This is a genomic window from Occallatibacter sp. (assembly GCF_036502485.1).
GTDB lineage: Bacteria > Acidobacteriota > Terriglobia > Terriglobales > Acidobacteriaceae > Telmatobacter.
Window position 1 is genome coordinate 1 of the sequence record NZ_DASXYM010000100.1, and the last position, 1,600, is coordinate 1,600.

The 1,600-nt window shown below is 63.1% G+C and carries 2 protein-coding genes; one reads left to right on the top strand and one right to left on the bottom strand.

Features of this window, described 5'->3' with window-relative positions; genetic code table 11:
• The coding region (locus VGL22_RS13930) for a LemA family protein (RefSeq protein ID WP_465267540.1) at nucleotides 1-448 on the top strand (448 nt) is incomplete at its 5' end.
• A gap of 398 nt (nucleotides 449-846) precedes the next feature.
• Here VGL22_RS13930 and VGL22_RS13935 read toward each other — a convergent pair.
• The coding region (locus VGL22_RS13935) for an FAD-dependent monooxygenase (protein WP_465267541.1) at nucleotides 847-1,600 on the bottom strand (754 nt) is incomplete at its 5' end.

Genomic DNA, 1,600 nt, shown 5'->3' on the forward strand with positions numbered 1-1,600 from the left:
GTCGGATGTGGACGTCAACCTTCAGCGCCGCGCCGACCTTATTCCCAACCTGGTCGAAACCGTGAAGGGGTTCACCAAGGAAGAGAACAGCGTGTATGCGGACATAGCCAACGCGCGTGCCGGATTGCTCCGGGCCAACACGCCGGAGGGCAAAATTCAGGCCAATGGCACGCTCGACTCCGCCTTCGGGCGGCTCCTTGCGCTGACCGAGAACTACCCGCAACTGCGCTCCAGCGACCAGTTCATGCGGTTGCAGGACGAGCTTGCGGGCACTGAAAACCGGATCGCCGTTTCGCGGCGCTACTACAATCAGGCCGTGCAGGATTACAACACGTTCATCCTGCAATTCCCGAACAGCATCTGGGCCAACATCCTGGGCTTCCACAAAAACGATGCCTATTTCCAGGCGAGCGAGGCTTCACGAACGGTTCCGAACGTGAAGTTTTAAGGGAGCCGTCACCCAGCAGCTTTCAACAAAGGCCATCCGCTTGGGCGGGTGGCCTTTTTCATTCGCTGTCACCGGAACGTCACGGTCGCGCGGGACGGCATCCCCGGCGGCAAGCTCTCCAAGCCATCCAGCCGACAGCCACACCAGCCGCGGCCATACCAACGGCCGCGAACACAGCCGGCAGCGCGGGCATGCGGCGGCGTTCTTCCGGTTGAGTCCAGACGTGCTCCGGCCGCGCGCCCATTCCAACTCCGTACCCCAGCGCACGGTGTATGCCGGGAATCCGCGAAACCAGCCTGAGCTGCCAAGGCGCCCGCATCGGGCCGGAACTGGCAAATACGCGGCTGAAGCCTCGATGCGCCAGTGCCTGCGCGGCTTGAGTCAGACGGGTGGGGAACTCACGGCGGCGCTGCACGGCTGCGAGCGTCGCGAGGGAAAGTCGGTGGTCCAGCAGCGGGTCTGCCAGGATGTTTGAGGTGGCAACTGCGTCCTGAATGGCCAGGTTGATGCCCACTCCCCCCGGCCGGCGACATCGCGTGCGCGGCGTCGCCGATGCACAGCAGGCCCTCGCGATACCACCGGCGGAGCCGATTGATCTGCACAGTGAGGATCTTGACCTGATCCCAATCGTGGAGTTCGTTGACGCGATCGGCCAGATAGGGTGCAATCCGGACCAGGCTGGTGCGGAAGGCTTCGAGCCCCTCGGCCTTGATTGCATCGAAGCTACCCTTCTGAATAATCAGGCCTGCCTGGAAGTAGTCGGATCGGTTGATGAGGATGAGAGCTTTGCCGTAGTTGACATTTCCCAGCACCTCGGCGGGGTCGTCGGGCCGCCGGCTGATGCGGAACCAGAGCACGTCGATTGGCACCCCTCCTTCGATGACCTCCAGCCCAGCCGCCTGGCGCGTAACCGAGTGGCGGCCGTCGCAGCCCACCACCAGGTCGGCGCGTACGTGCACCTTACGGCTCTCAATCTGTGCGACCACGCCGGTGATCCTGTCCTGCTCCATCAACAGACTGGTGGCTTGATGCTGCATCAGGAGCTGGAACTGAGGGAGCTGGCGCGCGTGGCCGGCAAGAAAATTGAGAAAGTCCCACTGCGGCATGAGCGCCACAAACTTGCAGGTGGCCGGGACATGGCGGAAGTCTGCT